Annotated in this window: 16 protein-coding genes; 4 read left to right on the top strand and 12 right to left on the bottom strand. The window is 72.2% G+C overall.

What is annotated here, in order from left to right:
• The first annotated feature begins 90 nt into the window (after positions 1 to 90).
• Both ACFP1K_RS23715 and ACFP1K_RS23710 read left to right on the top strand, forming a co-directional pair.
• On the top strand, positions 91 to 2,388 hold the full coding sequence (locus tag ACFP1K_RS23715) for an ATP-binding protein (RefSeq protein ID WP_380756981.1): 2,298 nt from the start codon (positions 91 to 93) through the stop codon (positions 2,386 to 2,388).
• A gap of 104 nt (positions 2,389 to 2,492) precedes the next feature.
• On the top strand, positions 2,493 to 3,137 hold the full coding sequence (locus ACFP1K_RS23710) for a DNA alkylation repair protein (protein WP_380756979.1): 645 nt from the start codon (positions 2,493 to 2,495) through the stop codon (positions 3,135 to 3,137).
• A gap of 275 nt (positions 3,138 to 3,412) precedes the next feature.
• Here the strand turns inward: ACFP1K_RS23710 and ACFP1K_RS23705 are convergent, their stop codons facing one another.
• Complete coding sequence (locus tag ACFP1K_RS23705; protein ID WP_380756977.1) at positions 3,413 to 4,621, bottom strand: cytochrome P450; 1,209 nt, start codon at positions 4,619 to 4,621, stop codon at positions 3,413 to 3,415.
• Positions 4,622 to 4,820: 199 nt separating this feature from the next.
• Here ACFP1K_RS23705 and ACFP1K_RS23700 point away from each other — a divergent pair, with 199 nt between their 5' ends.
• A complete protein-coding gene (locus ACFP1K_RS23700; protein ID WP_380756975.1) occupies positions 4,821 to 5,480 on the top strand; it encodes a GbsR/MarR family transcriptional regulator in 660 nt (219 codons plus the stop codon).
• Between the two features lie 72 nt (positions 5,481 to 5,552).
• Here the strand turns inward: ACFP1K_RS23700 and ACFP1K_RS23695 are convergent, their stop codons facing one another.
• The 5 genes from ACFP1K_RS23695 to ACFP1K_RS23675 all read right to left on the bottom strand — a co-directional run bounded on the left by ACFP1K_RS23695 (position 5,553) and on the right by ACFP1K_RS23675 (position 9,929).
• Positions 5,553 to 6,545 (bottom strand): SMP-30/gluconolactonase/LRE family protein, encoded by a 993-nt coding sequence (locus tag ACFP1K_RS23695; protein WP_380756973.1) that lies wholly within the window; start codon positions 6,543 to 6,545, stop codon positions 5,553 to 5,555.
• 106 nt (positions 6,546 to 6,651) lie between these two features.
• Positions 6,652 to 7,548, bottom strand: coding sequence for a helix-turn-helix domain-containing protein (locus ACFP1K_RS23690; protein WP_380756970.1), 897 nt, complete (start codon positions 7,546 to 7,548; stop codon positions 6,652 to 6,654).
• Between the two features lie 106 nt (positions 7,549 to 7,654).
• Positions 7,655 to 8,875 carry a phosphoketolase family protein gene (locus ACFP1K_RS23685; protein WP_380756968.1) on the bottom strand — a complete coding sequence of 407 codons (1,221 nt, stop codon included), beginning with the start codon at positions 8,873 to 8,875 and terminating at the stop codon, positions 7,655 to 7,657.
• Entirely contained in the window at positions 8,872 to 9,675 is an 804-nt protein-coding gene (locus ACFP1K_RS23680) for a class I SAM-dependent methyltransferase (protein ID WP_380756966.1), read from the bottom strand. Before ACFP1K_RS23680 ends, ACFP1K_RS23685 begins: the two co-directional genes overlap by 4 nt.
• Entirely contained in the window at positions 9,672 to 9,929 is a 258-nt protein-coding gene (locus ACFP1K_RS23675; RefSeq protein WP_380756964.1) for a hypothetical protein, read from the bottom strand. The genes ACFP1K_RS23680 and ACFP1K_RS23675 overlap by 4 nt, the downstream gene beginning before the upstream one ends.
• A gap of 142 nt (positions 9,930 to 10,071) precedes the next feature.
• Between ACFP1K_RS23675 and ACFP1K_RS23670 the strand changes: the two genes are divergently transcribed.
• Entirely contained in the window at positions 10,072 to 11,199 is a 1,128-nt protein-coding gene (locus ACFP1K_RS23670; protein WP_380756962.1) for an FAD-dependent oxidoreductase, read from the top strand.
• Here the strand turns inward: ACFP1K_RS23670 and ACFP1K_RS23665 are convergent.
• The 6 genes from ACFP1K_RS23665 to ACFP1K_RS23640 all read right to left on the bottom strand — a co-directional run bounded on the left by ACFP1K_RS23665 (position 11,189) and on the right by ACFP1K_RS23640 (position 17,201).
• Positions 11,189 to 12,928 carry a dipeptide ABC transporter ATP-binding protein gene (locus ACFP1K_RS23665; protein WP_380756961.1) on the bottom strand — a complete coding sequence of 580 codons (1,740 nt, stop codon included), beginning with the start codon at positions 12,926 to 12,928 and terminating at the stop codon, positions 11,189 to 11,191. The genes ACFP1K_RS23670 and ACFP1K_RS23665 overlap by 11 nt on opposite strands.
• A complete protein-coding gene (locus ACFP1K_RS23660; RefSeq protein ID WP_380756959.1) occupies positions 12,925 to 13,725 on the bottom strand; it encodes an ABC transporter permease in 801 nt (266 codons plus the stop codon). The genes ACFP1K_RS23665 and ACFP1K_RS23660 overlap by 4 nt, the downstream gene beginning before the upstream one ends.
• Positions 13,722 to 14,642 (bottom strand): ABC transporter permease, encoded by a 921-nt coding sequence (locus ACFP1K_RS23655; RefSeq protein WP_380756957.1) that lies wholly within the window; start codon positions 14,640 to 14,642, stop codon positions 13,722 to 13,724. The genes ACFP1K_RS23660 and ACFP1K_RS23655 overlap by 4 nt, the downstream gene beginning before the upstream one ends.
• A complete protein-coding gene (locus ACFP1K_RS23650) occupies positions 14,639 to 16,303 on the bottom strand; it encodes an ABC transporter substrate-binding protein (RefSeq protein WP_380756955.1) in 1,665 nt (554 codons plus the stop codon). The genes ACFP1K_RS23655 and ACFP1K_RS23650 overlap by 4 nt, the downstream gene beginning before the upstream one ends.
• 96 nt (positions 16,304 to 16,399) lie before the next feature.
• The gene (locus ACFP1K_RS23645) at positions 16,400 to 16,795 is read right to left on the bottom strand and encodes a nuclear transport factor 2 family protein (protein WP_380756953.1); all 396 of its coding nucleotides are present in this window, start codon (positions 16,793 to 16,795) and stop codon (positions 16,400 to 16,402) included.
• 7 nt (positions 16,796 to 16,802) lie between these two features.
• Positions 16,803 to 17,201 carry an ester cyclase gene (locus ACFP1K_RS23640; protein WP_380756951.1) on the bottom strand — a complete coding sequence of 133 codons (399 nt, stop codon included), beginning with the start codon at positions 17,199 to 17,201 and terminating at the stop codon, positions 16,803 to 16,805.
• Between the last annotated feature and the right edge of the window lie 4 nt (positions 17,202 to 17,205).

The raw sequence follows: 17,205 nt of genomic DNA, 5'->3' as shown, positions 1-17,205 counted from the left end.
CCGGCGGGCCGTCGCCCGCCGGGGCCGGGCGTAGTGTCACATCCGTGGGTCCGATCACGGGTGGGCCCCCCGGGGTGACGGCCGGCCGAGCTGTGCCCGGACCCACGAGGCCACGGAGAGGAGCAGGCCATCGCCGGCTTCGCGGAGCTGCTACGCGGGCACCGGCACGCGGCGCGCCTGACCCTCGAACAGCTCGCCGAAGCATCAGGGGTCAGTGCCAGGACCCTGTCGGACATGGAGCGCGGACGCTCCAAAGGACCTCAGCACCGGACCGTCACCGCCCTCGCGGACGCGCTCGCCCTCGGCGAGGCCGACCGCGAGCAGCTGATCGGCCAGGCCAGGGACGGCCGTCTGCGGGACCACTGGACGCGGCCGACCGGGCTGTGCGAGCTGCCCCGGTCGGTGGACGACTTCACCGGCCGGGCCGCCGAGATGGCCTGGACGGACGACCTGGTGCACGGCGGAGACACGCCCGGTGCCGCCGGCGTGGCGCTCATCACCGGCGCCGCCGGGCTGGGCAAGACCACGTTCGCCGTCCGCGCCGCCCACGTCCTGCGGCCGGACTTTCCCGGCGGGGTGTTCTTCGTCGACCTGTTCGGCATGTCCCCCCGGCCGCTCGCCGCCGACGACGCCGTGACGCAACTGCTGCGCGCGCTCGGCACCGCCGAGCGGCACATGCCCGCCGACCCGCTGGAGCGCGCCTCGTTGTACCGGTCACTGCTGCGGGAGCGGCGCGTCCTGGTCGTGCTCGACAACGCCGGGTCGGAGGAGCAGCTACGGCCGCTCCTCCCCGGAGGCGGCCCCAGCAGGGCGCTCGCGACGAGCAGGCGGCTGCTGGCCGGGCTGGAGGGGGTGCACAGGCTGAGTCTCGGCCCGTTGCCGGCGGCGGAGGCGGCCGGGCTGCTGGCCGGGATCGTGGCCGGGCGTGGTTCCCCTGGCGCCGGAACGGAGATCAGCGAGCTCGCCCGGCTGTGTGGCGGCCTGCCCCTCGCCCTGCGGATCGTGGGAAACCGGCTGATCAGCAGGCCGGGATGGAGCGCCGCCGAACTCGCCGCCCGGCTGGCGGACGAGGAACGCCGCCTCGATCAGCTCAGGGCCGGGGACCTCAAGATCGCCAAAGCGTTCGGGATGTCCTACGAGCAACTCGCGGAATCCGCGCGGCGGGTCTTCCGCCGGCTCGCCCTGGTCCCCGGCCGTGACTTCGACGCCACCCTCGCCTCGGTCGTCGCACGGACCCCGGTGGAGGACGCCTGGGACGCCCTCGACGAACTCGTCGACCTCGGCCTGCTGCAGGACAGCACGTCGGGACGTTACCGCTTCCACGACCTGGTGCGGCTGTTCGCCCGCGATCGGCTGCACGCGGAGGAACCCGCGGCCGAGCGCGACGCGCTCACCGAGACGACGACGTCGTGGCTGCTGCGGACGGCCACCACCGCCGGGCGGTGGTTCGAGCCCGCCTACGGCCGTCCCGACCGGCCCGGCGCCGGCCCGTCCTCCCCGGAGGAGGCCGACCACTGGCTGCGCGTGAATCTGGACAACTGGCTGGGTGCGTTGCGGGCGGCGGCGAGCGGCGGCCGGCACTCCGCCGTCCTCGACTGCGCCGAGTCGATGGACTGGTTCTCCGACCGGTGGATGCACGCGTCGCACTGGCACGAGGTCTTCACCCTCGGCGCCGGGGCCGCCGCCGCCCTGGGCGACGCGGCCCGGCAGGCCGCGCAGCTGAACCTGCTGGCCTGGGTCCATCTGGTGCCGCGCGACGACCCGGAGACCGCACTGCGGTACACGGCCCAGGCGATGGACCTCGCCACCCGCGGTGGCGCCACGGCGCAGATCGCCTCGGCCCACCACGCCGCCGGAGGCGCGCTTCGGAAGCTCGGACGGCTCGACGAGGCCACCGCGTCGGAGGCGCGGGCCGCGGAGATGTTCAAGGCCGGCGGCGACATCGATTCGTACGGCCAGTGTCTCGGCGCGCTCGGCACCTGCCTTCGCGACGCCGGGCACCACGCCGAGGCACTGGAGCAGTACCTCGGCCTGCTGGCTCTGCTGGACGACGACCGGTCGGGGATGACGCCCGGCGTCGCGGCGTTCACCCGGCCGATCGCTCTCGCCCGCGTCGGCGAGTGCCTCGGACTGCTCGGCCGCGGAACCGAAGCGATCACCAAGCTGACCGAGGCCGTCACCCTCATGGAACAGGCTCGGCTCCCCGCCCCGCAGGCCCGCTCCCTGGAGACGCTGGCGGCCCTGCTGGCCGCCGAGGGCCGCACCGGCGAGAGCCGCCACGCCTACGCGCGGGCGGCCGAGCTGTACAAGACCGTCGGCGACCCCGACGCGAGCAGCCGCTGCCGCGCCCTGTCGGCCACCACCCCCGGCACCCCGGCGGGCGGATGACGGCCGGAGCGGCGTGCTTCGTCGTAGGGTGAGTCTCGCGTGTGACGGACAGGAGGGCTGAGGTGGCTGAGGCGGCACTGGCCGGGGCGACGGTGGCCGAGGTGATGGCCGAGCTGGCCGGGCTGGAGGACCCGAGGGCCCGTGAGGTGAACGAGAGGCACGGTGACGATCACGGTGTGAACCTCGGCAGGCTGCGTGCGGTCGCGAAGCGGCTGAAGACGCAGCAGGAACTCGCGTGCGGGCTCTGGGAGACCGGTGACACCGCGGCGCGGCTGCTGGCGATCCTGATCTGCCGCCCCAAGGCGTTCGGCCGTGACGAGCTGGACGTCATGCTGCGGGAGGCCCGCACACCCAAGGTGCACGACTGGCTCGTGAACTACGTGGTGAAGAAGAACCCGCACGCCGAAGAGCTGCGGCTGTCCTGGTCCGCCGACCCGGATCCGGTGGTCGCGAGCGCCGGCTGGGCGCTGACCACCGAACGCGTGGCGAAGAAGCCCGAGGGCCTCGACCTCGCGGGACTGCTCGACGTCATCGAGACGGAGATGAAAGACGCCCCCGACCGCCTGCAGTGGGCGATGAACCACTGCCTGGCCCAGATCGGCATCGAGCACGACGGCCACCGCACCCGCGCCCTGGACATCGGCGAGCGCCTGCAGGTCCTCAAGGACTACCCGACTCCCCCAGGCTGCACGTCACCGTTCGCCCCCGCCTGGATCACCGAGATGGTGCGCCGGCAGCACGACAAGTAGAGAGGTCCGCACTCACACCCGTGCCGCTGCGGACAGGGTGATCCTGGTCCGCCTCGGGCGGAGTGAGCGGGTCAGTGCCCTTGGACGTGGGCGAGGATCTGGCTGAAGTCGCGTTCGGCGAGCCGGTCCCTGCGGATGCCGAAGATCAGGATGCCCCCGTCCCCGCAGGCATCCAGTCCTGCATGGCACCATCCTGCCCGGACGGACGGTGAGCCGTGTACCGGCCCGGCCGTCCTGTGCCGGTGCCGGCGCACCGGGGCTTCACCCGTTCGTGGTCACGCGTCCCAGGTGACGGGGAGGCTCTTCACGCCGTAGATGTCGGCGGTCTCCGGGCGCAGGTCGATCTGTTCGGCCGGGACGGCCAGGCGCAGGGTGGGGAAGCGGGTGACGAGGGCGGGGAACGCGACGCGCATCTCGACGCGGGCGAGTTGCTGGCCCAGGCATTGGTGGATGCCGTGGCCGAAGGCCAGGTGGCCGCCGTTCTGCCTGCGGAGGTCGAGCGTGTGGGGGTCGGGGAAGCGCTCGGGGTCGCGGTTGGCGGTGTTGTAGGACAGGATGACCGTGGTGCCGGCCCTGATGGTCTGGCCGCCCAGCTCGACGTCCTCCCGCGCCGTCCGCATGAAGGTCTTGGCGACGCTCAGATACCGCAGCAGCTCCTCCACCGCCTGGTCGGCGAGGGCGGGATCGGTGCGCAGTGCGGCCAGTTGTGCCGGGTTGCGCAGCAGCGCGAAGGTGCCCAGGGCGAGGGTGTTCGCGGTGGTGTCGAAGCCGGCCGCCAGCAGGATCAGGCTGATTCCCTTGAGTTCCTCGTCGGTGAGGTCGGTGTCGGTGAGGTCGCTGAGCACGTCGTCGGTGGGGTCGGCGCGTTTGGCGGTCACCAGTTCGGCGAGGTAGCGCTGGGTCGCGAGGTAGGCCGCCAGCTGGTCCTCGTCGCTCGCCTCTCCGCTGAGGAACGACTCGATCTGTTCCTGGAAGGAGCCTCGGTCCTCGTAGGGCACGCCGAGCAGCTCGCAGATGACGATGGCGGGGATGGGCCTGGCGAACGCGGTCACCAGGTCGGCCGGTGGCCCGGCTTTCTCCATGGCGTCCAGGTGGTCGGCGGTGATCTGCTCGACGCGCTCGGTGAGCAGCCGCATCCGCCGTGCGGTGAACTTGCCGACCAGCGGTTTGCGGTAGCGCCCGTGCTGTGGCTCGTCCATGAGGAGGAACTCGCCGGGCGGCGCCGGGGGGACCTCGATGTCCCCCAAGTCGATGGTCGGGTGGTGGCGCATGAACTCCTTGCGGGAGCTGAACCGCGGGTCGGCCAGGACCGACCTGAGCAGGTCGTATCCGGTGATCAGCCAGCCCTGGTGCCCGTCGGGGAAGGGGTAGCGGCTGATGGGGCCGTGCCGGCGGGCGTCGATCAGCTCCGCCGGCGGGTCGAAGGGGCAGCCGGGCCGGCGCGCCGCCGGCAGTGTCGTGACGGTGTGGAGGGACTCAGCCATGACCATTCCTCATCTCACGATAGTACGTGTTCGGCTCCATCCGAAAGCTACGTTGCGTTCACGATGAGTGTCAATCTGCCGTGAGATGTATGCCCAGGTGAGAGGTGACAAATTGATGCAATGACGCTGCGGGCGAACGCAATGTAGCGTTGCAATGAATGACGGCGAAGGCAATACTGGTGGCATGCCAGGAGGACGGTTGACCCAGCAGGAGCGCCACCGCATCGCGGCCGGGCTCGCCGACGGGCTCTCCTACGCCGAGATCGCCAGGCGGCTCGACCGGCCGACCTCGACGATCAGCCGGGAGGTCGGACGCAACGGCGGCCCCGGCGGCTACCGGCCCCAGCAGGCGCACCAGGCGACGGCCCAGCGCGCGCGGCGCGGCACGCCGGCACCCCCGCGCGCCGCCGGGCCGCCTGGCGGCGCGCTGGAGGAGGAGATCATCGAGATGGCGGTCAGGGCGGGGCTGCCGAGGATGACGGCGCGCGTGCACCTCGACCTGCTGCTGTCCGAGGACGGCAGGCGCACCGCGGCCGAGCTGACCCGCAGGCTGAAGGTCAGCCCGGCCTCCGTCTCCGTGGCCGTGAACTACCTGGTGCAGCAGGGCTACGTCCGGCGCGAGCGCGATCCGCAGCGGCGTCGCGACATCTACGTGGTCGACGACGACGCCTGGTACCACTCGATCGTGATCAGCTCGCGGCAGACGCTGGAGGCGGCGCAGGCCGCGATGGCGGCGGCGGAGACGTCCGGGCTCGACAGGCCCGTGGGGCGGCGGCTGGCCAAGGGGTGGGCGTTCCTGGAGCGAGTCAGCCTGGACGTGATGGAGTCGGCCGACCGCTGGCGCGGCCTCCTGGCGTGACAGGTCTCCCCCGGACCGCCCGGGAAGGCGGCGATATGGAAGGGAATTCCGATCAGCGGCATTTCCGGCCTGTCAGTGGCGCGGCAGGGTGGCCAGCATGAGGTTGGGGTCGGTGGCGGTGGTGTAGGCGGCGCTGAGCACGTAGAGGGTGCGTCCGCGTACGGCCACCGAGGTCGGGTTCTGCAGTCCGGCGGCGGAGGTCAGGAGCGTCGTGGCATGGCCGTCCGCGTCGACGCGGACGACCTTGTTCGGCGCGTTGAGCGTCGCGACGACCTGCTCGCCGCCGGTCGCGGTGAACGCGAAGTCGTCGATGCCGGCCAGCCCGGTGGCCCTGACCTGGACGGGTCCGGGACGGCCGTGCTCGACCGGGATCCGCAGCAGGGTGCCCCGGTCGAGGTTGGTGACCCAGATCGCGCCGTGCCGCACCTTGATGCCGTTGGCGCCGAGGAAGGTGGTCGCGGCGAGTTCCGGCGCCTTCGACCAGACCTCGGCGCGGCCTCCGTCCAGGGACACGGTGGTGATGGTGCCGAGCACCGAGTCGGTGAGGTAGAAGGTCTTCGACGGCGCGTCGTACGCCAGGCCGTTGGGCAGCCCGGCGGCCGGCAGCGCGGCGATGCGCCGCGGCTCCTGCCCGGGACGCAGCCGGTAGAGGCCGGTGGTCGCGGCGTCGCCGCCGGCGTACAGGAAGTACAGCGTGCCGTCGCCGGTGCGGACGATGCCGGTGGTGAGCGCGAACCCCAGGACCGGCGTGCCTGCGCCGCCGTCGGCGGGGGCGGGCAGGGTCGCGAGGATCCGCGTCACGCCGGCCGGGCCGACCGCGGCGACCTGGCGGGCGGCGGCGAAGGTGACGTACGCCGTGCCGTCGGGGCCGAGCGCGATGTTCTCCGGCATCTGGCCCTTCGCCAGGTCGAAGTGCACCGCGATCCGCGACGCCGGCGGACGGGCCGGCGCGGTCGCGGCGGACGGCGCGGCGGTGACTGTCGCCGCGTTCGACGGGGGCACGGTCACGGCGGTGATTCCGGCCGCCGTGACGGCGACCGCGAGGGCGAGCATTCTCTTGCGCATTCCTGGTCCTTCCGGATGACTTCCGCGAACCGGGGGGTTCGCGGGCGTGCGAGATCGGACGCCCCTGTTCGGAGCGCCTGGGAAAGCGAGGGATCGGGTCAGCCGGTCATCTCTGCGACGGCGCGTCGCGCCGGGGGGCCCGGGCGGCGGAGGCACGGCCGGTGACCGCGCCGTGCACCAGCAGCGTCATCGCGGCGTGCGAGGGCGACCCGGGCTCGGTGGTGGCGATCACCACCGACTGGTCGTCGGCGGTCCGCAACGACTGCTGGGTCACCCGCATGGCGCCCACCAGCGGATGCCGCATCTCATACACGGCGTCGCCGCCGGCCTTGACCCGGTGGTCGGCCCACATCGCCGCGAACTCCGGGCTCTTGACCGTCAGCTCCCCGAGCAGCGCGGCCAGCAGCGGGTCGTCCGGGTGCCGCCCGGAGACCATCCGCAGGGTCGCCACCACGGCACGCGCCTTGGCCGCCCAGTCGGCGTACAGGTCACGGGTGTGCGCGTCCAGGAACACCAGCCGCGCCATGTTGGGCCGCTGCCGCGGCGTGTCCGGGCCGTCCACGGCCAGATGACCGGCGTACAGGGCATGACCCGGCGTGTTCCACGCCAGCACGTCGCCGCGCCGCCCGAGCACCAGCACGGGCACGTCCCCCAGCGTCGCGATCAGCTGACGGGTCGCGGGGGCGACCCGTTCGGGCGCGGGCCGCCCCGCGCCCCGGCGACGGGTACCGGTGGCCAGTTCGCGCAGGTGCAGGCGTTCCGCGTCGTCCAGCCGCAGGGCCCGCGCCAGCGCGTCCAGCACCTCGGGCGAGGCGTTGAACGCCTGCCCCTGCTCCAGCCGCGAGTAGTACGACGCGCTCACCCCGGCCAGCAGCGCCAGCTCCTCCCGGCGCAGCCCGGGAACGCGCCGCCGCTCACCGTAGGTGGCGACCCCCACGTCCTCGGGCCGCAACCGAGCCCGCCTGGTCTGCAGAAAATCCCCGAGCTGCCGTCTCGCGTCCATGACCTCAAGTATTCGCCCCACCCCATGCCCCAGCCACACACTGCCGGGGATAGCCAGCCGGAGAGATCTCGGGCACGGGGACCACCCGGTGCGCCGCGTCGGAAATTCACCGGCGATATCGGGGGCGGCTCAAGAATCCATTCCGCGGTCTTCTTCCACTCGAACGGGCGGGCAATCTTGACAGTGTTCGCCGGCGCTCTATACGTTGCGAAAGTTTTCTCAGCTCGTGAAAGTTTTCCTTCCGAGCCGAATGCCGGGGGCCTTGATGCGGGAACGGCTCGCCTTGCTGCGGCTCTTCCGCGACGCCGGGCCGGCGTTGACTTCCGCACTGATCTTGATCGCCCTGGGAGGCGTCGCGGCCGGCGGCCGGGGCGGGCGGCCTGTGCGCGGCCGGCAGATCCAGCCGGATCCGGGCGGCCAGGCTCCGCACCGCGGGCGGCACGCCGCCGTCGCCGGAGATCACCGGCGGGTCGTTCAGCCTGCCGAGCCAGTCGGCGACGCCGGCGCGAACGTCGGGGTCGGACAGGTCCAGGCCGCGGAGCTTGTGCGCGCGCGGGCCGCGGAAGGGCCGGCCGCCCAGCAGCTCCGGCGCGGGCCAGCCCTTCTCGGTGACGCTCAGCCACACGACCGGGACCCCGGACCCGGTCAGCTCCCACGCGCGCCGGGCCGCCGCGACGGCCTCGCCGGTGTTCGCGCCGCTGCTGAGCACCGTGTAGCCCATGCCTTCCAGCAGGGCCTGCAACCGCTTGGGCGAGAACCGGGCCGGTGAGCCCATGCGGGCGCCGTTGACGTTGACCACCGGCAGCCAGCAACTGCCGGGTGCCGCCGCGAGCACGTCGTGATGGGCGAAGGCGGCCAGAGCCGCGGGGGTCTCGCACTCGCCGTCGCCGATCAGGGTCACCACGCGGAGCCCGGACGAGGCCGCCGCGATGCCCTGGCCGACCCCCAGCGCCGGTCCGAGCTCACCGCCCACGTAGGGGACGCCGGGTATCCCCAGCAGTTCGGTCGGGTCGCCGCCGGGCTGGCCGTACCGGCGGGTGGCGTCGCTGATCGAGGCCGGTGTGGCGGGGGAACGCAGAGCCTCCTGGGCGAACAGATAGCTGCTCGCGTGCCCCGTCCCCACGATCAGCAGGAACTCCCCGGCCGACGCCTCCGCCAGATGCCCCGCCGCCCAGGCGATGCCCGGGTTGCAGCCCCAGTGGCCGGCGACCCGCCGCCGCTGCGGCGCGCCCGGCGGCGGCCACGCCAGACCGGCGGCATGGCTGAAGCCGAGCAGGCAGGCCGCCCGCCAGTAGTCCACGGCCGCGCCGCTCCCCGGCGTCGTCACCGGCGCGCCACGATCAGATCGGTGTGCTCCACGGTCCGGAACCCCTCACCCGGGTTCAGCTCCAGCAGCCGGCGCGACAGCTCCGCCCGGAAATCCGGCAGCCGCTCCCCCAGCTGCGCCGGTGAGGCGTACGACGTGGACAGTTGCAGGCCCACCACGTCGTCCACCGACAGGAGCCGGGTGCAGGTGAACCGGCTCGTCTCCAGCCGCTTGAACGCGGAGTCGAGCAGAACCTCCTCATGACCGCGCTTGGGATGGCTGTAGGTGCCGCTGCCGGCCCGCCGCCGCGGTCCCAGGAACTCGGTGATCACCTCGCGGGTGACCTCCAGCCAGGCTCCTTCCACCGCGCCGGACCTGGAGAACACGCTCGCGGAGCCGGAGACCAGCGCGACGCCGCCGTCCGGCTCGATCATCTCGTCGAGCGTCTTCAGCACGAGGTCGCGGTCCATCCAGTGGAACGAGGCCCCCATCGTGCACAGCCGCAGCCCCGGCAGGCCCGCCGGACGCAGGGCCTCGCCCCGGCCCAGAATCCAGCGCACGTCGCCGTACCCCCCTTCGGCCTGCTCGCGGACGCCTTCGGCGATCATGTCCGGGTCGGGATCCACGGCCCAGACGACGCTCCCGGTCCGGGACAACGGCAGCGCGAGCTGGCCGGACCCGCATCCGAGATCCAGGACCCCGGTGCCGGGGCCGAGCCCGAACGTGACGGCGAGACCGCCGATGAGCTCGGCCGGGTACGGCGGGCGGTGGCGCGCGTAGTACTTCGCGGTGCCGGAGAACAGCTCACGGTCGCCTGTCATGACGGGACCCCGTAATCCTTGCGATCTTCGAGGAAACGCACCAGATCCGCGGTGCGCTCCGCGAGCGTCGAACCGGCCCTCGCCTCGTGGATCATGGAAAGCGCGTGTCTCCGATCGGAGGGGGACAGCACGTCCAGCGACAGGCCCTTCTGTTCCAGCAGGCCGCTCAGGCTCGCGGGGATCCTGTACTGCGGCCGCTCCCTGCCCCGCACCAGCCATGCGATCCCGGGCAGCTCCTCCCGATCGCCGACCACGGCCGGGGGGCCCGAACGGCGCTTGACGACGACGGCGGTCCCGGACGCGGAGCCCGACGCCCACCTGACGCGCGCCCGGGTGACCCGGTCGCTCCTGTGTTAGACCCGACGATGTGGGGGTGCAAATCGGAAAGGTGAGTGGATGACCGCGTATGAGGTGGATGTCGTTGTCGTGGGCGGCGGGGGGATGGGGTCGGCGGCCGCGTGGCGGCTGGCCGGCCGTGGGGTCGACGTTGTGGTGCTGGAGCGGTTCGAGGCGGGGCACGTACGTGGAGCGTCGCACGGCGCGTCGCGGATCTTCCGTGTCTCCTACGCCGAACCCGCCTACATCAGGCTCGCCCGCGAGGCCGAGAGGTCGTGGCGGGAACTGGAGGCGGATTCAGGCGTCTCCCTGCTCACGCGCACCGGCGGAGTCGACCACGGGCGGACGGCGGACCTCGACCTGCTGGCCGAGGCGGTCAGGGCCGCGGGTGCGCCGGGTGAGTGGCTCGCCCCCGAGGAGGCCGCCGAGCGCTGGCCCGGTCTGCGTTACGACGGCAGGGTGCTCTTTCATCCGATGAGCGGGCGGCTGCACGCCGACGACGCCGTGTCGGCGCTTCAGGCGGACGCGGCCCGGCTGGGCGCGGTCGTCCGGCACGAGACGCCGGTCACCTCGATCGTGGTACGAGGGGACGACGCCGTCGAGGTGGTGGCGGCAGATGACGTCTACCGCGCGAAGAGAGTCGTGGTCGCGGCCGGGGCGTGGACGGAGAAGCTGCTCGGCGGGCTCGTGCCCCTGCCGCCGCTGCGCGTCACGCAGGAGCAGCCGGCGTACTTCGCCCCGCTGAGTGATGTGCCGTGGCCCAGCTTCGTGCACCACCTCGGCGACGGCTCACTGGCGGCCACGGGGTTCCCGAGCGGTGTCTACGGCCTCGGGACGCCCGGCGAAGGCGTCAAGGCCGGGTTCCACGGCACGGGCCCGGTGGTGGACCCCGACGAACGCGACTTCCAGCCGGAGCCTGCCCAGTTACGTCTCCTGCGTGACTACGCCCGCGCATGGCTGCCCGGTGTCGACGCGGACGCACTCACCCCGATCAGCTGCACGTACACCACGACACCGACCTCTGACTTCGTCCTGGACCGCGCCGGTCCCGTCGTCGTGGCGGCGGGCTTCTCCGGGCACGGCTTCAAGTTCGTCCCGGCGGTCGGGCGGATCCTCGCCGACCTCGCCCTCACCGGCGAGCGCCCTGGCGCACGCTTCGCGCTGAGCCGCCCGGCCGTCACCACCTGACCCGGTCCGGCGGGAGGGCGGGGACGGCGGCGAGCAGTTCCTTGGTGTACGGGTCCCTGGGCGAGCCGAACACCTCGGCCACCGCGCCGCTCTCGACGATCCGGCCGTCCTTCATGACCGCGATCCGGTCGCTGACGTGATGGACGACACCGAGGTCGTGCGAGATGAAGAGCATGGCCACAGCCAGGTCCCGCTGCAGCGTGGCCAGCAGGTCGAGGATCTGCGCCTGAATCGACACGTCGAGCGCCGACACGGGCTCATCGCAGACGAGCACGTCGGGGCCGGTGGCCAGCGCACGGGCGATGGCGACCCGCTGCCGCTGCCCTCCGGACATCTCCAGCGGCCGCCGCTCCAGCAGGCCGGTCGAAAGCCCGACCTGGTCGAGCAGCTCGATCACCCGCGCCTTGCGCTGTTTCCTCGGCGATCCGGTGATCGCGACGGCCTCACCGACGATGCGCTCGACGGAGTGCCGCGGATCGAACGACCCGAGCGGGTCCTGGTAGACGGCCTGAATCCGGCGGCGGCTGGACCTGCGCTCCTTCTCCCGCACGCCGCTCCAGCGCCGCTCACCGAGCTTCACCGTCCCTTCGTCGGGGTCGAGCAGCCCGAGGGCGATCCGGGCCACGGTCGTCTTCCCGGAACCGGACTCACCCACCAGCCCGAGGGTCTCCCCTGCCCGCAGCTCGAAGGAGACGTCGTCGACCACCGTCCGGTCCTTGAACCGTTTGACGAGCCCCTCGGCCGACAGCAGCACCGGCCCGGCCTCCCTGTCTCCTCCCAGGCCGACCGGCGGCAGTTCCGGCAGCCGCCCGAACGGATGGTGACAGCGGGCCTTTCGGCCGGTGGCGACGCCGGCGTGCGACGGGTCCTCCTCGCGGCAGCGGTCGTCGGCCAGGGCGCACCGGGAGGCGTAGTCGCAGGCGCCGGAGGGGCCCGCGTGCAGGACCGACAGCAGGGTGCCCTTGGCGCGGGCGGCGGGGACCGCCGCCGTCAGAGCTTTCGTGTACGGATGCGCGGGCTCGGCCAGCAGGTCCGCGGCGGGTCCTTCCTCGACGATGCGACCGGCGTACATGACCGCGACGCGGTCGGCGAGGCGCGAGACCACGGCCAGGTCGTGGCTGATCAGCAGGAGCGCGGAGCCGGCGTCCTTGAGGCGGCCGAGCAGGTCGAGGATCTGGACCTGCACGGTCGCGTCGAGCGCGGTGGTCGGTTCGTCGGCGACCAGCAGCGACGGCCCGGCCGCCACCACGGACGCGATCAGGGCCCGCTGGCGCAGGCCACCGGACAGTTCGTGCGGGTGCTGCCCGGCGCGATGCGCGGGGTCGGGGATGCCCGCCTCGGCCAGCAGGTCGAGCACCCGCGTGTGCCGCTCCCTGGCCGGCACCACGCCGTGGGTGCGCAGCGTCTCGGCCACCTCCGCGCCGACCGTGCGGAGCGGGTCGAGGGAGACGAGCGCGTCCTGGAGGATCAGCCCGATGCGCCGCCCCCGCACCCCACGCCACCCGGCCTCCGACAGCCGCGACAGGTCCTGGTTCTCGAAGGTGAAGCCGCGTGAGGACACCTTCGCCCGGTCCCCGGCCAGCCCGACCAGGGCGCGGGCGGTCACGCTCTTGCCGGAGCCCGACTCCCCCACGATCGCCAGGCACTCGCCCGGTGCGACCTGGAACGACACGTCCCGCACGGCCGGCGGCCCGCCGAACGACACGGTCAGCCCGTCGACGTCGATCATGATGTCCTCCGCGTGTAGCGGCGCTGGGCCGCGCGGCCGACCACGTTGACGGCGATCACCGTGACGGTGATGGCGGCGCCGGGGAACAGCCCGATCCACCAGGCGTCGGCCAGGAAGTCGCGGCCCTCGGCGAGCATCGACCCCCATTCGGGGTCGGGTGGCCGCACGCCGAACCCGAGGAAGCTCAGCCCCGACCCGGCGATCAGCGCGGTGCCGAACCCGACGGTGGCCAGCACCAGCACCGGCCCGACCGCGTTGGGCAGCACGTGCCGGGTCACCAGGACCACGGGCCGCAGCCCGAGGCCGTGCGCGGCCTCCACATAGCCCGACCGCCGCACCACCAGTGCCTCGGCCCGCACCATCCGGGCGTAACCGGGAGTGAAGGCCAGCGCGATGGCCAGCACGACGTTGACCAGGCCGCCGCCGAGCACGGTGATCACCAAAAGGGCGAGCAGGAGCTGCGGCAGTGACAGCAGCACGTCGAGCAGGCGCATGGTCGCCTGGTCGGCGGCCCGGCCGCCGAACGCCGCCACGACGCCGATCAGTGCCCCGGCGGCGACCGCGAGCACCGTCGCGCCGAGCCCGAGCAGCAGGGAGGGACGGGCCCCGTGGACGACCCGGGTGAACAGGTCACGCCCGAGCTGGTCGGTGCCGAACCAGTGGCCGGCGCCGGGCGGCAGCAGCGCGCTCGGCGGATCGATGGTGATCGGCGAGACGGAGGTCAGCAGGCCGGGCACGGCGGCGGCGGCCAGCAGCGGCGCCAGCACCAGCCCCGCGATGATCGTGGATCGCCTCATGCGGGACGCAGCCTCGGGTCGATGACCGCGTGCAGCAGGTCGAGGATGTTGGAGATGGCCACGAAGACCAGGGCCGACAGCAGCACCACGCCCATCACGACCGGCATGTCCTTGTTGCCGACCGCCTGGAGGGTGAGGGCACCGATGCCCGACCGGCCGAACACCGTCTCGACCAGGACGGCCCCGCCGAGCAGGGTGCCCACCAGCCAGCCGGTCAGGGTCGCCAGCGACGCCGCGGCGTGGCGCAGGGCGTGGCGGAGCCGTACCGCGAGCTGGGAGAGCCCGCGGGCCCGCGCGGTGACCGCGAAGGGCTGTGCCAGCGCGGCCTCCAGCCCTTCGCGCAGGACCTGGGCGAGCAGACCCGCGATCGGCAGCGCCAGGGTCAGCGCGGGCAGCACCAGCGCGACGAGGTCCTGGGTGCCGATCACCGGGAAGATCTGCAGCTGGAAGGAGAACGCGGTCAGCAGCAGGATCCCCAGCCAGTACGACGGCAGCGACACCGCCACCAGCTCCCACGCACCGGCCGCCGCGCGCACCGGGTGGGCCCGGCCCGCCGTCACGACGGCGCCGACGATCGCGATCACCACGGCCAGGACCACCGCGGCGGCGGCCAGCTGCGCGGTCGGCCCGAGCTGGTCGGTGATCAGCGCCCAGACCGGTCGCTGGAGCTGGTAGGACGAGCCGAGGTCGCCGGTCGTCAGCTTCCCCAGGTAGTCGAGATACTGCACCAGGACGGGCCGGTCGAAGCCGTATTCGGCACGGATCCGGTCGCGGACCTCGGCCGAGGCCATGGTGGCCGGGCCGAGGAGGGTGGCGACCGGGTCGCCCGGGAGGAGCATGAGGGCGGCGAAGGCGAGGGTCGCGGCGCCCCAGAGCACCGCGATCCCCGCTCCGGCCCTTTTCAGGGTGGTCCTCATCCGGACGGCTTGCCGAGCCAGACGTCGTAGAAGAGCGGCCACGCGTTGGCGTCCAGGCTGAGGCCCTGGACCTGCTTGCTCAGGCCGAGCACCTGCGACTGGGTGTAGACCGGGACGACGATGGCCAGGTCGATGGCGCGCTGCTGGGTCCGGCCGTACACGTCCTTGCGGACGGCCTCGTCCAGGGTGGCCCTGCCCTGGTCGGTCCACTTGGTCAGGTCGGGGTCGTCGAGGAAGGTGGCGTTCTGGCCGCCCTTCTGCGGCCGGCTGGCGCCGTTGAGCAGCAGCCACAGCACGTCGGGTTCGGCCCGCGCCCAGCTGTAGTCGGCCATGTCGGCCTTGCCGCCGTAGACGCGCTCCAGGTAGGTGCCGATGTCGGCCTGCGGGCGGGCCACCTCGACGCCGATCTTCTTCAGGTCGGCCTGGAAGGCCTGGCCGAGGATGTCACGCTGGTCGCGGACGTACTGCGCGGGCAGCAGCGGCCAGTCGACGACGAGGCGTTCGCCGTTCTTGGTGCGGTAGCCCTCGGCGTCCTTGGTGGTCCAGCCGGCCTCGTCGAGGAGCTTGTTCGCCAGCGCCGGGTCGTACGGCCAGGTGTTCTCCAGGGACGCGTCGTAGCCCGGCGTGGTCGGCGCGAGCGGGCTCCAGGCGCGTTTGAACTGGCCGAAGTAGAGCGCCTTGACGTTGGTGTCGATGTCGAGGCCGCGCTGGATCGCCTTGCGGACCTTCACGTCGTTGAGCGGCTCCTTGGAGGTGTTCAGGTAGATGCTGTAGTTGCCGCCCGGGTAGTCGGCGCTCAGCACCGTCAGGGCGGCGTTGCCCTTGATCTTCCTGGTCTGGGCGGGGGGTACGGCCGCGGCGACGTCGATCTGCCTGCTCGACAGCGACCCGACCCGCACCGACGCCTCGGGCAGGAACCGCACGGTCAGCTTGTCGAGGTAGGCGGGCCCGGTGTGCACGGCCGTCTTGGGCGCCCATTTGTAGGCGTCGTTGCGGGTGAAGACGGCCTGCTGCCCCTTGGCGTACTGGCTGAACACGAACGGCCCGGTGCCGACCACGATCGCCCCGCCGGAGGCGAGCGCCGCGGAGTTGGCCGCGATCGTCTTCGGCGAGTAGAAGCCCAGGTAGGCGGTGCTGGCGGCCTGCAGGAACGGCGCGAACGGCTGGGAGAACTCCACGGTGACGGTGTGGGGGCCGACGACCTTCGTGCCCGTGTACGGCCCCAGAAGGCTCGACGCGAGTTGTGACTTGGTGGCCGGGTCGTGGATCCGGTCGAAGTTGATCTTGACCGCTTCGGCGTCGAAAGGGGTGCCGTCGTGGAAGACGACGTCCTCGCGCAGCTTGAACGTGTAACTCTTCAGGTCGGGGGCGGCCTCCCATGACTCGGCCAGCCACGGGTGGAATTCGCCGGAGGCGTCCAGGGAGATGAGCGAGTCGAAGACATTGCGCATGATCGCGCCGGTGATGTCCTGGGAGCTCTGGTGGACGTCGAAGGAGACCGGTTCGGTGTCGGCCGCGAACGTCACGGAGCCGCCCTTGACCGGCGCGGCCGGCGCCGCCGGGGCGCCGGAGGGGGCGGCCGGGGAGCCGCCGCAGGCGGCCAGGAACAGCGCCAGCCCCGCGACGACTCCGGACCATCGAGTTTTTCTGAGTACGTGCATATTCACCGATCCGGCGAGTTTGAATACATAAGCCGATATTTCAGTCGAAGGCTAATTCGCACCCCACTCGCCGGGTACCCCTAATACCCCCTAAGGCTATTCTCTGGGATATCGGGGAATGGAAACTCGGCGGCTGATCCGCCAACCGGCCGGGCTCCGCTCCAGCACGTCGAGATAGTCGCCGTTGTGCACGCTCCCGTCCTGCAGGATCGCCAGGTAGCGGCTGCGCGCCCGGACCGCTCCCGCGTCGTCCACGAACACGTGGCTGTCGAGAGTCTGGTGGTCAGGCCCCTCCGGGCCGAGCGCGAGCGAGAACTCGGCGATGGCGGGCAGGCCGTCGACGATCCGCCCGGCGCCCCGGGTCATCTCGATCACGGCGTCATCGGTGAACACGCGGTGGAGGTCGCCGACCTCCCGGTTGTCGAAGACGTGGGAGAACAGGGCGAGTGTGGCCCGGATGTCCGATACGTCCTCGATTGACAATTCATCCATTTGCGCCTCAGGAAATCTGCTGGAGAATACCCAGCCGGTCGGGCAGGACGTTGTATCGCACGATCTTCCCGTCCCGGAAGGTGATGGTGCTGATGCTGTGGCCGGTGAAATGACGGCCGCTCGCGGGGACGCCGAACAGCGGTTTCCGCTGGACGCCCTCGATGCGCCAGAACACCACCACCCGGTCGTCCTCCGCGACCAGGTCGGTGACGGTCGCCTTGACGCCCTCGACGGTGGCCCAGACGTTCTCGATGTGCTCACGGAAGTCCTCCCGTCCGCCGCCGGACCGGATGGTCTCGTCGACGGCGTCCTCGGCGATCAGCTCCTCCAGGAGCTCGGGGCGGCGCAGCGTGATCAGCTCCTCGTAGAGCCGGCGCGCGGTCTCCTTGTTCTTCTCGATGCTCATTGAC

The organism is Sphaerisporangium aureirubrum, assembly GCF_042658925.1.
GTDB lineage: Bacteria > Actinomycetota > Actinomycetes > Streptosporangiales > Streptosporangiaceae > Sphaerisporangium > Sphaerisporangium aureirubrum.
Note: the sequence above shows the minus strand (reverse complement) of the source record. Positions and strands in the feature narration are given on the sequence as shown.

Excerpts from the sequence above, each read along its gene's own strand:
- ACFP1K_RS23645 (WP_380756953.1), bottom strand. The coding sequence starts at position 16,795 with ATGGATGAATTGTCAATCGAGGACGTATCGGACATCCGGGCCACACTC.
- ACFP1K_RS23660 (WP_380756959.1), bottom strand. The coding sequence starts at position 13,725 with ATGAGGCGATCCACGATCATCGCGGGGCTGGTGCTGGCGCCGCTGCTG.
- ACFP1K_RS23710 (WP_380756979.1), top strand. The coding sequence starts at position 2,493 with ATGGCCGAGCTGGCCGGGCTGGAGGACCCGAGGGCCCGTGAGGTGAAC.
- ACFP1K_RS23650 (WP_380756955.1), bottom strand. The coding sequence starts at position 16,303 with ATGCACGTACTCAGAAAAACTCGATGGTCCGGAGTCGTCGCGGGGCTG.
- ACFP1K_RS23655 (WP_380756957.1), bottom strand. The coding sequence starts at position 14,642 with ATGAGGACCACCCTGAAAAGGGCCGGAGCGGGGATCGCGGTGCTCTGG.
- ACFP1K_RS23695 (WP_380756973.1), bottom strand. The coding sequence starts at position 6,545 with ATGCGCAAGAGAATGCTCGCCCTCGCGGTCGCCGTCACGGCGGCCGGA.
- ACFP1K_RS23680 (WP_380756966.1), bottom strand. The coding sequence starts at position 9,675 with ATGACAGGCGACCGTGAGCTGTTCTCCGGCACCGCGAAGTACTACGCG.
- ACFP1K_RS23690 (WP_380756970.1), bottom strand. The coding sequence starts at position 7,548 with ATGGACGCGAGACGGCAGCTCGGGGATTTTCTGCAGACCAGGCGGGCT.
- ACFP1K_RS23665 (WP_380756961.1), bottom strand. The coding sequence starts at position 12,928 with ATGATCGACGTCGACGGGCTGACCGTGTCGTTCGGCGGGCCGCCGGCC.
- ACFP1K_RS23640 (WP_380756951.1), bottom strand. The coding sequence starts at position 17,201 with ATGAGCATCGAGAAGAACAAGGAGACCGCGCGCCGGCTCTACGAGGAG.
- ACFP1K_RS23670 (WP_380756962.1), top strand. The coding sequence starts at position 10,072 with ATGACCGCGTATGAGGTGGATGTCGTTGTCGTGGGCGGCGGGGGGATG.
- ACFP1K_RS23705 (WP_380756977.1), bottom strand. The coding sequence starts at position 4,621 with ATGGCTGAGTCCCTCCACACCGTCACGACACTGCCGGCGGCGCGCCGG.